Below are 14,787 nucleotides of genomic sequence, written 5' to 3'. Positions count from 1 at the left end.
ATAACCAAAGCATTTTAAACAAACACCAAAAATTTACGATATGAGGAATCTATCCGCATTATTTTTGACATCCATGGTCGTCTCGGTTGCCTATGGACAAACTTCTATACAAGGAGTGGTCAAAGATGGCTCAAGCATGATATCCATGCCTGGGGTCACCATTAGCATCAAAGGGAAAGCAGTATCTACAAAAACCGACGCAACGGGGAAATTTCAAATCAACGCCTCTCCTACGGATTCACTGGTCTTTAACTTTTTAGGTTATCGCACACAAACCGTATACATTGGCAATCAAACGCAACTCAATGTATTCTTAGAAAATCAAAATCAAGCATTGGAAGAGGTGGTGGTTATCGGTTACGGTACGCAAAAGAAAGCTGATCTAACGGGATCGATCAGTTCATTGAAATCTTCCGATATCACAAAACAACCAGCAATGTCGGCCATGCAATCCATACAGGGTAAAGCTGCCGGTATTAATATCATTGCCAACGATGCTCCGGGGTCATCACCCAACGTTATTGTCAGAGGTCTGGGAACAGCTTTGTCGGGCCGAAATCCGCTCTATATCGTGGACGGTATCGCCCAAACAGATATCAATAATATCAATCCATCGGACATTGAGTCCATGGATGTTTTGAAAGACGCATCTTCCGCTTCTATTTATGGTCTAAGAGCAGCAAATGGTGTTATCATTGTAACAACCAAGAAAGGTAAGACTGGAACAACAAACATTAATTACGAAAGTTTTGCAGGCATAAAAAATGTCCTCAATCGCGTAAAAATGGCTAATGCTGATCAGTTTAGAATATTTGCCAATGAATACCTCACCTCGACCAATGGATCGTATCGTTTGGCTGAGAACCAAAAATATGATACAGACTGGTATGACGAATTATTGCGTACGGGTTCCGTATTCAATAATGCTGTCAATCTTTCTGGGGGAACTGAAAAAGTGGATTACTTTGTATCAGCAAACAATTATACCGAAAATGGTATTCTTGACGGTTCTAAATTTGTCAGAAATACGGTACGCAATAACAACGTTTATAAATTTTTAAACAATCGCCTCAAGTTCAGCCAAAATTTAAACCTTACGTTGACAAACGCGACACCGAAACCATACAGTGCTTTCACTACCGCTTATCGTCAATCACCACTTGCTCCCGTTATGTTTGATAATGGCCGTTATGGTCTTGGTCGTGTAAATACAACAACTGGTGTTGCAGGTATTGAAGCCGCTCCAGGGCAAGCTATCGGAAACCTCAATTCCATTGGAAATCCCGTGTATGAGGTTTTACGTCAAAATGAAAGAACAAATACGCTACGTTTACAGGGAAGTTTTGAGGGAGAATTCAAAATAACCGATTATTTAAAAATCAATTCACGTATTGGGGCGAATAAATTCTATTCAAAACAACGCATTTTCAATAATGTGAAGGATCAATGGTTAAATGCAAACACATTATTGGATGAATCGAGGTTCAACGCATTAAAAGAGGCAAATCCCAAAGCAATTGATTATGTCGACAACAGCTTAAAATATGAAAATCTGGAGCAATTTCGCTGGTCGTTCGAGAATTTCTTAACGTTCAACAAAAGTTTTGACAAACATCATATTGAAGCTGTCGTAGGGATGTCCCGGGAGAAATACGATATTAATAGCATGAATAGTCAAACTGGCTATAACGTACCCGAACAAGAGCAGTATTGGAATATTAACTTAGCCAAGGGCACGAATGATTATGGTATTGTCTCTTTACAAACCTATTACACACCAAGGGCATTAGCGTCCTATTTCGGTCGACTACAATACAATTACGACAGTAAATACTACTTAACAGCTACCTTGCGCCGTGACGGATCAAGCGTATTCCGTAATACAGGAAAATATTGGGGTACTTTCCCTTCCGTTGGATTAGGCTGGACCGTGACCAATGAAAGCTTCATGAAAGACGCCACCTGGATCAATTTACTGAAAGTTCGTGGAAACTGGGGTAAACTAGGAAATCAAGATATTCCATTGAATGTTTCTACAATCCTATCAAGTCCTGAGAGCTCGAACTACAACTATGTGCTAGGTCCTGAACAGAATATGGTTTACGGAAGTGCAAAGGGCACACCTGCGGTGAATTTGACTTGGGAAGTAACCAGAGAGACGGGCGCCGGCTTAGACTTTGCGTTTCTGAACAACCAGCTTTCGGGATCCATTGACTACTATCATAAGCTAAACACAAATACCATTCTAGATGTAACACCTATCTATTCTTCACCGGACGAGAAGAATTATTATGCTCATGGAGCTAAAATATTGAACCAAGGTGTCGAAATTGCGTTGAACTGGAATAAAAATATAAATCCAGATTTTAGCTATACAGTCGGACTGAATTACGCTTACAACAAAAACAAGGTAACCGAAGTCGTCAATACATTCGATGGCGCAACTGGCGGAAGTTTAAATAATGGCGAAATCACCAAACAGCTACGTGTCGGACAACCGATCTATGGATGGTGGATGTTTGAAGCTAATGGTGTATACCAAGATGCTGCAGATGTTGCAAATACTCCAGCATTTGGAACAGCTAAACCTGGTTACCTAAAATACAAAGACCAAAATGGCGATGGCGTAATCGATACAAGAGATAAAAAGTTCTTCGGTTCATTTCTCCCAAGTTCTACTTACGGTATCAATATTGGGGTCAATTATAAAATGATCGATTTCAATGTTTCGGGTTACGGTGTTGCTGGCAACAAAGTATATAATGGTTTAAATAGCGTCCGCTCCAATGCAGGTGAGAATATTGCCTTATCAACTTTTGAGAATCGCTGGACTGGTGCAGGTTCGACCAATGAACATCCCGGTGCAGAAAGAGCGTATTGGGCTTCGAGTTATTTTCTTGAATCGGGGGCTTACTTCCGCATCAACAACATAACACTTGGATATACTTTCAATAACCTTTATAGTTCAAAGTCTAAACTGCGACTGTATGTGACAGCACAAAATCCATTTATGTTTACGAATTATAGCGGCTTCTCTCCTGAACTTGCAGGAGACGGCAGTCCAAATCTAACATCTGGTATTGAGCTTTCGGCCTACCCTACCACACGTAATTTCCTTTTTGGGCTTAACATGCAATTTTAATCACCTTAGTTTTGAAGACAATGAAAATTAACAAACTCTATATAGCGCTCTTACTCACTGCAGGAATTGCAATGCAGAGCTGTAAAGACAATAAATTCCTGGATGTACCGTCAAAGGAACTGGTTGAAGCCGAGGATAGTGAAGAAATTTACACGCCGGAACAATACGTCAATGGGATTTACGGTATGTTTACCGACTGGGATTATTCCTTTTCCTACATAGGTATTACGGATATGCTGTCCGATAATGCCGACAAGGGAAGCTCCGAAACAGATGCTGGTGGAGATAAACTGAGTCTAGACAATTTAACGTATACTTCCACTACCGGTTCTTTTGAATCAATGTGGACACGCTGGTACAAATCAATTGGTCGCGCGACAAGAGCGATTGAATACACCGAGAAGTACGGTTTAACAGATGAAACCTATAAGAATAGACTAATCGCTGAAGCTCGTTTTTTACGCGCCCTCAATTACTTTTATCTTGTACGCGGCTGGGGCGACGTTCCGATTCAAGAACGAGATTATATAAAGAGAGAACCCGCGGCTGAAGTATACGCCTATATTGAAGCGGATTTACAATTTGCAATTGACAACTTGCCTGTCAAATCTGCTTATGCAGCAAAAGATTTGGGTAGGGCAACCAAAGGTGCTGCGCAAGGGCTGCTATCGAAGGTATATTTATACCAAAACAAATGGCAACAAGCGGCTGATATGGCGAAAGCTGTTATCACATCCGGTGGATACAGCCTCGAACCGGATTATGCTACAATCTGGCGTTTAGCGGGAGAAAATGGCCCTGAATCGCTCTTTGAATGGCAGGCTCGTGGTACTTCCATTGCACACGGTATTCAACAATATAGCCAAGTACAGGCACCTCGTGGTGGAGCAGTCAATTTAGGCTGGGGTTTCAATATTCCAAGTCAAAACTTATTGGATGCCTTCAATGCCGAAAAAGATAATATCCGTCGCGATGCAACGATTATTTTCAGAGGTGATACCCTCTACGATGGCCGTCTGATTGACAATGGTGTAGAAAATCCGATGTACAATGAAAAAGCGTATTCGTCTGCCAATGGAGGCGCCGCAGATGGCGATAAAAATGTACGTTATCTCCGTTTAGGTGAAATTTACCTTATCCTTGCCGAAGCCGCAAATGAGGTTGGCAATAGCAGCGAAGCACTCAATGCACTGAATACCGTCCGTACACGGGTAAAACTAGCAAACGTAACGACAACAGACCAAGCACAGCTCCGTCAACTGATCTGGAAAGAAAGACGCCTTGAACTAGCATTTGAGCACGATCGCTGGTTCGATCTGATCCGTACAAAACAGGCAAAAACCGCTATGGCTGCAAATGGTAAAACTTTTCAGGATAAAATGATGCTTTTCCCAATTCCTGAAAAACAACGTATCCAAACGCCAGAAATGACGCAAAATACCGGTTGGTAATTAGATCAATAAAGATAACTCCGTTCAAACGGCCAAAGGCCGTTTGAACATTTTTTCAAGAATTAAACAAGATATCTATGAGAAAACGAACAGCATATCCTGCTCTTACCGGTATAGCTCTGGCGCTTATTCTCAGCAGTTCATGCCAAAATGCGACCACTGGTAGCCCAGACAATCCCTCAAAAATTGATTCAACCGACGGCAACAAAATCAATGAAGATTCGCTATTGACCAATATTCAACAGCATACATTTCAATATTTTTGGGAAGGTGCCGAACCTACTTCCGGCCTAGCGAGAGAACGCATCCATATGGATGGTGTCTACCCTCAAAATGACCGCAATGTCGTCACCATAGGTGGCAGTGGCTTTGGGCTCATGGGTATGATTGTCGCCATGGAACGCGGGTTTATCACCCAAGAACAAGGGGTTCAAAAGTTGGATCACATCATGGATTACCTGGGCAAAATCGAAAGATTCAAAGGTGCCTGGGCCCACTGGTATGATGGAGAACTGGGCACAGCAAAACCGTTCAGTGAAAAAGATAATGGCGGCGACATTGTTGAAACCGCTTTCTTAGCCCAAGGTCTGATTGCCATTCGGGAGTACCTAAAGGATAAAGGTGATTCCGCTCAGCAGGTTGCCCAAAAAGCAGATAAACTATGGAAAGAAATCAATTGGAATCATTATACAAACGGACAGAATGTTATTTATTGGCATTGGAGTCCAAAATTTAACTTCCAGCAAAATCATCCCGTCAGAGGATATGATGAATGTCTCATTACCTATATCCTAGCTGCCTCCTCTCCTACTTTTCCGATTGCACCGAATGTATATCACGAGGGTTGGGCAAGATCTGGAGCCATTAAAAGCAGTGCTAAAAAATACGACATTCCACTCGTACTTAAACATAATGCCAAAGAAGGTGAAGTCGGTCCGCTTTTTTGGGAGCATTATTCCTATTTAGGACTCAGTCCCAAAGGGCTAAAAGATCAGTACGCTGATTACTGGGAAGCCACAAGCAACCATGCCAAGATAAATTTGGCATACGCAGATCTGAACCCGAAAGGTTACAAAGGTTATGGTTCAGCTAAAGGCTGGGGCTGGACGGCCAGCTATTCCATCAATGGCTACGATGCACATCATCCTGATAACGATCCCGGTGTAATATCACCGACAGCGGCCTTATCGTCTATGCCTTACACTCCGCATGAAAGCGTTCAGTTTGCTCAATACTTAAACAAACAGCTCGGAAATAAAATCTGGGGTAAATATGGCTACTATGATGCCTACAGTGAAACGGCAAATTGGTATCCTCAGCGTTATCTAGCAATCGATCAGGGCCCCATCATCGTCATGATCGAAAACTACAGAACAGGTAAAATCTGGGACTTATTTATGCAGGCCCCAGAAATTCAACAGGGGCTAAAGAAACTCGGTTTTACCAGTCCTTATTTAAAATAGTGGTCTATGGAATCATTTTCAATCCGTCACACGTTGAGAATGGTTCCTTCCACGAAAATAGCATTGCATACACTTACCCTGTAGCGCGGAAAGCAAAATCCATGCGCACAAAAAAAATAATACAATGAAAAAAGTAGTAGGTACTTTCCTTCTTGCATTTCTAGCTTGGCATACAAGTCCGGCCCAGTCCAATCAGAAAATGGACCGATTCATTGATCAGCTTATGGCTAAGATGACTGTCGAAGAAAAAATTGGACAACTTAATCTGGTCACCGGTGGTGAAGCGACAACCGGTACGACTGTATCCACCGATGTCGACGCAAAAATTAGAAATGGTCAAATCGGTGGTATTTTCAGCATGAGTACACCAGCGAAAATCCGCAAAACACAAGAAATAGCGATCAAACAATCCCGATTAAAAATACCCATCATCTTTGGGATGGATGTCATTCACGGTTATCGCACGGTGTTCCCAATTCCTTTAGGACTTGCCGCGACCTGGGATATGAACTTGATTCAGCAATCTGCACGTATCGCAGCCGAAGAAGCTACAGCCGATGGAATTAATTGGGCATTTTCGCCCATGGTAGATATCTCACGCGATCCACGCTGGGGACGTATTTCCGAGGGGGCAGGTGAAGATACTTACCTGAGCTCGCGGGTTGCAGAAGCCATCGTTCATGGTTTTCAGGGTGATAATCTCGCCGCACACAACACCATGATGGCCTGTGTCAAACATTTTGCCTTATACGGCGCTGCCGAAGGTGGCCGTGATTACAATAGCACGGACATGAGCCTTCACCGGATGTACAATGAGTATTTACCGCCTTACAAAGCGGCGTTAGATGCTGGAGCGGGAAGTATCATGACTTCTTTTAACGATATCAATGGTGTTCCTGCCTCGGCAAATAAATGGTTGATGACGGATGTCTTACGCAAGCAGTGGGGCTTTAAAGGATTGGTCGTAACCGATTACACAGCCGTAAACGAATTAACGGCACATGGCCTCGGCGACCTTCAACAGGTCTCTGCCTTAAGCCTGAATGCTGGCGTTGATATGGACATGGTCGGAGAAGGATTTCTGACAACGTTAAAAAAATCTTTAGATGCAGGAAAAGTCAAAATTGCGGATATTGACCGGGCTTGCCGTTTTGTTTTGGAAGCCAAGTATAAATTAGGCTTATTTGACGATCCTTATCGCTATTGTGACGAAAAACGTGCAAAAACTGTGATCGGATCGGCTGCCAATCATGCCAAGGCCAGAGAAATTGCAGCAAAATCATTTGTCTTACTGAAAAATGAAAATCAGGCACTTCCATTAAAAAAATCAGGAACAGTGGCCGTTATTGGACCATTAGCCAACTCGGGACCGAATATGCCGGGAACATGGAGCGTCAGTGCTGAGCTGGACAAAACAGCCTCTTTAGTGGAGGGAATGAAGGCCGTATTAGGCAATAAGGTAAATATACTCAGCCACCTAGGAAGCAATCTGATGGAAGATCCTATTTACCAAAACCACGCAACGATGTTTGGCCGTACGATCCCACGTGATTCCCGGAAAGAAGAAGAGATCATTGCAGACGCCGTGAAAGTCGCGCAACAGTCCGATGTGATCATTGCTGCACTTGGTGAATCGTCTGAAATGTCAGGTGAAAGCTCCAGTCGCTCAGAACTGGACATTCCAAAAAATCAACAAAATCTGTTAAAAGCATTGCTGGCCACAGGAAAACCAGTTGTACTTGTATTATTTACGGGTAGACCGCTGACGCTCACCTGGGAAGATGCCCACGTACCGGCGATATTAAATGTTTGGTTTGGGGGAACAGAAACCGGAAAAGCAGTTGCCGATGTGTTATTCGGGGATGTCGTTCCTTCGGGAAAGATTACAGCAACTTTCCCACGCAATGTTGGTCAGATTCCGATCTATTATGCGCATAAAAACACCGGCAGACCTTATGGAAACTCGGGTGATTTTGAAAAATTCAAATCGAATTACCTGGATGTAAGCAATTCACCGCTCTACCCTTTTGGTTATGGACTGAGCTATACAACTTTTGCCTATAGCGACATTCGCCTTGACCGAAATACAATCGATGAAAAAGGTACGCTGCAAGCAAGTATCGACATCAGTAATACCGGAAATTATGATGCTGAAGAAACAGTGCAGCTGTATATCCAGGACTTGGTTGGCTCTGTCACCCGTCCCGTAAAAGAATTAAAAGGATTTCAAAAAATATTTCTCAAAAAAGGAGAGCAAAAAACCGTGACCTTTAAAATCAAGGTGGATAATCTCAAATTCTTTGACAACAACCTGAATTATGTGGCCGAACCCGGAAATTTCAAAATCTACATCGGTTCCAACAGTCGCGATGTCAAAGAAAAAGCGTTTGAATTGCTTTAAATCTTTTGCATCTGTATAAGAAACAAGGCGACACTTAGGAATAAGTGCCGCCTTGTTTATGATGAATGATTGTTAGTTCACCTATTTCATATTCCCATCAAAGCTTTCAAACAGTAAACGTAGTTCGGCCGCTTTCTCCGGATAATCCTTTAAAATATTGGTCCGTTCACTTGGGTCCCAGGCAATATTATGTAACTCTTCAATTGCATCGTACGGCTTACCCGAAATTTGATTAACTCCCGCGGCTATCCGGCGATATTTCCAGTCGCCCGATCTAACCGCTTCAACATGACCATAATTTACCAAAAATATAGGTCTATGTGGCGTCTTTAAATCTTCCGATTTACCATTCAGCAAAGAATCTATAGCCTGACCATCAATGGATTTTTTGGGTAATGATGCGCCAGTCCATTTGGCTATTGTGGGCAACACATCCAGGTTGCTGATTGCTTGCCGAATAACTTTCCCTTCTTGGGCATAGCCCTTTCCATAGACAATGAAAGGTACCCGGACACCACCTTCTGTCGTTTCGGCTTTTGAACCTTTGAAGACACCAGCAGTACCCACATGCCAATTTTTGGTGGCATGATCGTCAGACATCCGCGATGGATAGGCTATCCAGGGGCCATTATCACTTGAAAAAATTAAGATGGTGTTATCGGCAAGGCCTTTTCGCTCAACGGTTTTCCAGAGCTCCGAAAAATTATGATCCAGTTCCTGCATCACCGCACCAAGCGGACCTGCATTTTGCTGATCGGCAAATCTGTTCTTCTTATTGGCAAATGCCAAAGGGAGATGCGGGAAATTATGCGCATAGTATAAAAAGAATGGATGATCTTTATCTTGATCTTCTATAAACTTCACTGTTTCTTTGTGATAAAGTGAGCTTAAGTCCGAGTCATCGGGAGCGACGACTTCAGGTTTCCGATTCCGGAAGATCTTAATGACAGAATCGGTCTTTACATAGGGATCGCGGTAGTCATGGCTATACAGCATCCCATAAAAAGAATCGAAGCCCTGCTGATTGGGATGATGGTAAGACTGTTTGTCTCCGAGATGCCATTTTCCGATCAATGCGGTTCTATAGCCTACCTTTTTTAATAATTCGGCAATTGTTTCCTCATCATCAGGTAAGCCTAAATTGGAGCCTGGACCAATGGGTGCCGGAAGATTATAACGTGAAGCATATCTTCCGGTTAGTAATGAAGCTCTTGAAGGCGTACAGGAGGGCGTAGAAACCATAAAGTTTGTTGCTCTCACACCCTTACTGGCGATCGAATCCAAAAAAGGGGTGGAAATATTCGGACTTCCATAACAACCAATGTCGCTATAACCGAGATCATCGGTCAGAATCAAGATAATGTTAGGCTTTTTTTGCTGGGCATTGGCCAAAGCCACCAGTAAAAATAGAGCCATAGAGGTCATAAGTTTAGTGTATCGCATCATATGTATATGAGTTAATTGGAATCGTGTCACAAGATAACAATTTTTACCAATTTGGATTCTGTTTTAAATTCGGATTGAGATTAATTTCCCGTTGTGGAATAGGCCAGAGATAATGCTTTTTCGCATCAAATACACGGCTTTCCGAAGCGGCTTCAACAACAACTGCCTCGCCGTTATTATTTTGATATGTGATGCCATATACTTTACCGGGAACAACCTTTTCAGCAGTTTTCCATCGTCTTATATCCGCGAGATGCAGCCCCTCAAATGCTAGTTCAACCGTACGCTCACGACGAACCAGCTGACGAAGCTGAGACTGATTGAGCTGATTACTGACTAGCGGAAGTTTGACATCAGTACGCCCGCTTCTAACCTGATTGATGGCATCATAAACACTTGCATCAACTTCGCCAAGCTCAATCTTTGCCTCCGCATAGGTCAATAATACTTCCGCATAACGTAATAGTATAATATTCAAACCACTCTTGGAAGGATTGGCCAGATCTTTTTTATCGATATATTTTTTGATATTGAAGCCTGTTGTAGAAGCGATATAGGTACTCCCTACCGCATCCGCAGTACCACTGTTGGGTGCAGGATGGAAAACAGCTCCATTTGGAAGCGGATCGCCATCCAAAAAAATTGAAAGAGCAAGCCTGGAATCTCGATTTTTATAGGGTTTTTTGGGGTCATATCCGCTATTCGCATCGGTAATTACAAGCCCACCGGAAGTTTCGTAACTATCTGTCAGGGCTTTAGTAGGCACATAGGTACTCTGTCCGTTCTGCTGGCTATAAGGTGCTAATAGGTTAAAAACACTTTGTGTGTATATATTCTCCAGAAATTGCTTGTCTAACAACACCTCTTTATTATTTTCGGCCGCATACGTAAAAAGATTTGCATACAAAGGGTATAGCTCAAATCGTCTGCTATCGATAATAGCTTTTGCGGCTTTTGCTGCTGCTTCAAAACGTCCTGCGTATAAATCTGCCCTTGCTTTCAGGCCCAATGCGGCCCAACGGGTTATGCGCCCGATATCGTTACTGGAGTAACTTTCAGGCAAACTTGCCGCAGCTAGTTCCAATTCGGTGTCAATAAAATCGTAAATTTCTTTAAGGTCCGCACGTTTTACCGCCCTTCCTTCTTCCAAAGTCAGCGGTGCTTCTACCAAAGGTATCTCGCCAAACAAATAGGCCAATTTGATGTATTGGTATGCACGCAATACGCGTGCTTCGCCGATATATCGAGCAATCAGTGTTTCATCTTTGCTGCCCTCGATCTTGCCGACATTGGCTAAAAAATAATTGGCCGCGCCAATTCCCTTGTATGCATTGCTCCATGTATTGTACAAGCGGGAACTTGAAGCGTCATAGGTACCGAGCTCGATATAGGCGTCAACAGCGAATGGCTGATTGACATGGGCGATATCTGTCAAGCCATCCAAATAGAATATTTCCGCGCCATCAAGATCATTGTAAAGGGCATTGACAGCCAGTTCCGCATCAGCTTGACTCTTCCAGAATATATTTTCAGACAGTCGGTCAGTGGGTACTGAATCCAACAGATTCTTATCGCAGCCAAATAGCGTGCATGACAGAAGTCCAAGGTAAAAAAACAAGTTTCTTTTAGGAGATAGATATTTGTAAAAATTCATTATTCTTCAATTATAAATGATATAAACAATCACATTATAGGGTCAAATTCACCCCCAGTGTATAGAGTCCAGTTTGTGGGTAGTAAACAGCTCTTCCGGACTCTGCTTCCGGATCCAGATTCCATTCGTTCAATTTTGAAATTGTCCATAAATTTGTCGCAGATAGATATACACGTAGTTTATTGACCGTTGTTTTTCCGATGGCGTGTAAAGGTATGGTATAACCAAATTGAATATTTTTCAGACGCAGATAAGATCCATTGACGACTAGGCGATCAGCGGTCGCTACATTACGCAGATCATATTTGACAACACGCGGGAAACGTGCATCTGTATGTGTTGGTGTCCAGTAATCAGCCGTAAATATTTCATGCGTAAATCCTTCCTGGTTTCCCATCTCTGCCAGTGCTCCTGATAATCGTGTATCAACTTTGGCGGCGCCCTGAAATAACAGATCAAGATCAAAATTCCTGAAGGTGAAATGACCATTGAGGCCGAACGTATATTTCGGGAAAGAGTTCCCAATAGCGGTCATATCATCGGCATTAATAACGCCGTCTCCATTTAAATCGACATATTTAACATCACCCGGTTTGGTATTTGTCGCATAGGTGGCTCCATAAGCTTTAATTTCCTCCGCAGATTGAAAAAGACCATCGGTTTTATACCCCCATAAGGTATTGACCGGAAGCCCTTTGGCAATAATATACCGTGGATCTATATCCGACCCCGAGATATATGGGCCAGTACCTTTTAGATCCGTTACCTCATTATGGTTGATGCTAAAATTTGCGTTTAACTGATAAGCAAAGGCTCCCGGAGCACTCGGTCTTTTCTGATAATTGGCACTGAATTCCCAGCCCCGGTTAAGTACCGTTCCTGCATTCTGGGGTGATGGCTTCAATCCCAGTACCGCAGGAATATCCAAATTCAGCAGAATATCATCCGTTACCTTGTTATAATAATCCAGCGTAAACGTCAATTTATTGTTCAGAAAAGAAACGTCCAGACCTAAATCATACTGCGTCGTCGATTCCCAGCCCAGTTGTTGATTGGCATAACTGTCCAGCCGATAGCCTTGTACCGATTTACCGCCGAAATTGTAACCTGCAGCAATCAGGGCCGAATAATAGCTATATAGATCCACCGACTGATTTCCGGTTTTACCCCATGAGGCTCTTAGCTTAAACTCGTTTAACCAGGTTTTTAGCGGGGTCCAAAACTGTTCTTTCGATAAGAGCCAGCCAGCGGATGCGGAAGGGAAAAAGCCATATTGCTTGTCTCCGGTAAAACGGGAAGAACCATCGTATCTGCCATTCACCTCCAGGAGATACCGGCCATTCCAATCATAATTTACCCGTCCAAAGAAAGAGCGCAAACCATACTGTACATCATACCCGCCATTACTTTTTGTCGCATCATCGGCTCCCTGTCCAATAGACGTAATGTCATTATTGTAAAATCGTTCGCGATAGGCACTCAGGTAATTTTGATCGTTATGGATCTGTGAATATCCAGCAAGTGCCTTGATATGATGGGCACCTAGCTCCAGCTGATAAGTCAACAAATTGTTCCAAGTATATTCCTTACTATTATCGCGAATTTCTGTCAGTGAATTGATGGGAAAACTCTTAACCACCCCCGTACTTCGATCCTTATTTTCAAATGCATTCAAAAATGTCTTGCTATTATTAAAGTTTATCCTTGCCCCAAATTGAGAGGTAAACAGCAAATTTTTCAAGAGCTGAATATCGGTTTTCACAATGGAGCTCAAATAATTTTCATTGACATTCTTAAATCCGCTTTTTTCAATCAACATCAACGGATTATTGCCCTGTGTACTCAATCCATATGTACCATCATCGTATTTAGGCACGACCCACATTGAACCGTGAAAAAAGTTATTGATCGGATCACGTCCGGGTTCCGAAGCTTTGCTGTACCGGTAATTGATGCTCCCTGTAAAATTGAGCCAAGAAGTTGCTTTATAATCGTTGTTTAGACGTATGTCAGCCAACTCCGATCCATAGTGCTCAATAATACCATCCTGCTTATTATAACGGACCGCCAGTCTGGACCGGAGAATCTCATTCCCGCCAGCAAATGACAATGAATGGTCTTGTTGCGGAGCTGTTTTCAATAGCGTGTCAAACCAGGTATTCGGTAAAGGGTATTTTTCCCGGTCTGTTGCTGTGCGATAGGCCGCGATGGATTCATCGCTAAATCGCGCTGGCACCGCTAGTCCTGCATTGCTGTAAGCATCCTGTTGCAATTGCAGATAAGATAAGGCATCCATTTGCTTAGGCTTATTAATTGACTTCTGTAGGGCGTAATAGCCATTATAGTCAATCACGACATGTCCCGATTTTGCACTTTTGGTGGTGACAATGATAACACCGTTGGTCGCGCGTGAACCATATATCGCTGTGGAAGCGGCATCCTTTAGGACTGAAATTGAGGCGATATCATTCGGGTTGAGTTTGGACCAGGGCTGTTCGATTCCATCCACAATAACCAAAGCATTATTCTTGCTGAGATCATATCCACTGGTGCTGCTCGAATTGGTATTAAATGTCGTTAATCCCCGGATTCGGATATTGGCAGCTGATTGCCCCGGTTTTCCACCAAGGTCTTGAACAGTTATCCCTGGCAGCAGCCCCTGTAAAGCCTGTTGGGTATTAGAAACCGGCCTTTTCGTCAGTTTATCGCCTTCAATACTAGAAATTGAATTGGTCAGCGAAATTTTCTTCTGTGTTCCATAGCCAACAACGACCACCTCATCAAGATCCTGCGTAATGGGCTCCAATTCAATTTTCGTAGGAGACTCGGAAACTAACAAGGTCTTCTTTTTATAACCGATGCGCGAGAGCGTGATGGAAAAAGGTAATTTCTGTCCGGTTACAATTTGAAAAAATCCTTTTTGATCTGTTGTAACCGCATGAGTTACCGCTTCGAGCTGAATAGTTACGCCTTCAAGCGGCTGCTTATGCTGGCTGTCATAGACATATCCTGATAAGGATGCATTGATAATCGGTCTGACATCTGTTTGCGCATATACCCGATGCCCAAGGCCAGATAATAGTAAACATAGCGACAAGGTAGAATACCGGAGTACCCTAAGATTTTTCATAGATAAAGTGTTAATGGTGAATACGAACAAGTGCCAACGCCAATCGAAAACTTGTTTTTATTTTGAAGACATCAGGGGAAGCGAGCGCCTCCCCTAGTGT

Annotated in this window: 7 protein-coding genes; 4 read left to right on the top strand and 3 right to left on the bottom strand. The window is 42.9% G+C overall.

Annotated features, from left to right (window positions below):
• Positions 1–40 precede the first annotated feature (40 nt).
• The 4 genes from B3C94_RS01185 (at position 41) to bglX (ending at position 8,457) form a co-directional block, all read left to right on the top strand.
• Positions 41–3,142, top strand: coding sequence for a SusC/RagA family TonB-linked outer membrane protein (locus B3C94_RS01185; RefSeq protein WP_293897696.1), 3,102 nt, complete (start codon positions 41–43; stop codon positions 3,140–3,142).
• Between the two features lie 20 nt (positions 3,143–3,162).
• Positions 3,163–4,593, top strand: a complete 1,431-nt coding sequence (locus B3C94_RS01180) for a RagB/SusD family nutrient uptake outer membrane protein (RefSeq protein WP_293897693.1) — start codon at positions 3,163–3,165, stop codon at positions 4,591–4,593.
• A 77-nt stretch (positions 4,594–4,670) separates the two neighbouring features.
• A complete protein-coding gene (locus tag B3C94_RS01175) occupies positions 4,671–6,056 on the top strand; it encodes a glucoamylase family protein (RefSeq protein WP_293897690.1) in 1,386 nt (461 codons plus the stop codon).
• A 124-nt stretch (positions 6,057–6,180) separates the two neighbouring features.
• A complete protein-coding gene (gene bglX, locus B3C94_RS01170; RefSeq protein ID WP_293897687.1) occupies positions 6,181–8,457 on the top strand; it encodes a beta-glucosidase BglX in 2,277 nt (758 codons plus the stop codon).
• A gap of 81 nt (positions 8,458–8,538) precedes the next feature.
• Here bglX and B3C94_RS01165 read toward each other — a convergent pair whose 3' ends face one another.
• The 3 genes from B3C94_RS01165 to B3C94_RS01155 form a co-directional block, all read right to left on the bottom strand.
• Positions 8,539–9,873 carry a sulfatase-like hydrolase/transferase gene (locus B3C94_RS01165; protein WP_293897684.1) on the bottom strand — a complete coding sequence of 445 codons (1,335 nt, stop codon included), beginning with the start codon at positions 9,871–9,873 and terminating at the stop codon, positions 8,539–8,541.
• A 73-nt stretch (positions 9,874–9,946) separates the two neighbouring features.
• Positions 9,947–11,557: a RagB/SusD family nutrient uptake outer membrane protein gene (locus B3C94_RS01160; protein WP_293897681.1), complete on the bottom strand. Its 1,611-nt coding sequence runs from the start codon at positions 11,555–11,557 to the stop codon at positions 9,947–9,949.
• Positions 11,558–11,591: 34 nt separating this feature from the next.
• The gene (locus tag B3C94_RS01155; RefSeq protein WP_293897678.1) at positions 11,592–14,687 is read right to left on the bottom strand and encodes a SusC/RagA family TonB-linked outer membrane protein; all 3,096 of its coding nucleotides are present in this window, start codon (positions 14,685–14,687) and stop codon (positions 11,592–11,594) included.
• Positions 14,688–14,787: the final 100 nt, after the last annotated feature.

This window comes from Sphingobacterium sp. UBA5670 (genome assembly GCF_002420705.1).
Lineage (GTDB): Bacteria > Bacteroidota > Bacteroidia > Sphingobacteriales > Sphingobacteriaceae > Sphingobacterium.
This window is presented reverse-complemented; position numbering and strand designations above follow the sequence as displayed.